General features: G+C 62.9%; 1 protein-coding gene. It reads left to right on the top strand.

Features of this window, described 5'->3' with window-relative positions; translation table 11 throughout:
- Positions 1 to 141: 141 nt before the first annotated feature.
- Positions 142 to 447: ABC transporter ATP-binding protein (locus U1700_RS15100; RefSeq protein WP_332753494.1), on the top strand; the 306-nt coding region annotated here is incomplete at its 3' end.

The following is a 447-nucleotide window of genomic DNA, read 5'->3' as shown; positions in this document are numbered from 1 at the left end:
CGCCGCAGTGTCAAGATCGGCCGCCGCAATCCCGAACAGGTGGAGGTCCTCTCCGGCCTCAATCCCGGCGAGCGCCTCGTCACCAGCAACACCGCGTCCGTGAAGGGCGATATCCTGAACATCCGATAAGGGGGAAGACCGATGATCCGAATGGAAGGCATTCAGCGCCGCTATGTTTCCGACGAGGTGGAGACGACTGCGCTGCACGATATCGACCTGCATGTCGCAGCGGGCGAGTTCCTGGCCATCATGGGGCCGTCGGGCTGCGGCAAGTCGACTTTGCTCAACACGCTGGGCACGGTCGATCGGCCGACCGGCGGGCGCTATCTGTTCGGAGATCGCGACCTGGCGGCGCTGGGCGAAAAGGAACTGGCGAAGTTCCGCGCCGAAACCCTGGGCTTCGTGTTCCAGAGCTTCAACCTGATCGATGAACTGACCATCGAGGAG

Origin of the sequence: Sphingomonas sp. RB1R13 (assembly GCF_036663775.1) — a bacterium.
Lineage (GTDB): Bacteria > Pseudomonadota > Alphaproteobacteria > Sphingomonadales > Sphingomonadaceae > Sphingomicrobium.
This window is presented reverse-complemented; position numbering and strand designations above follow the sequence as displayed.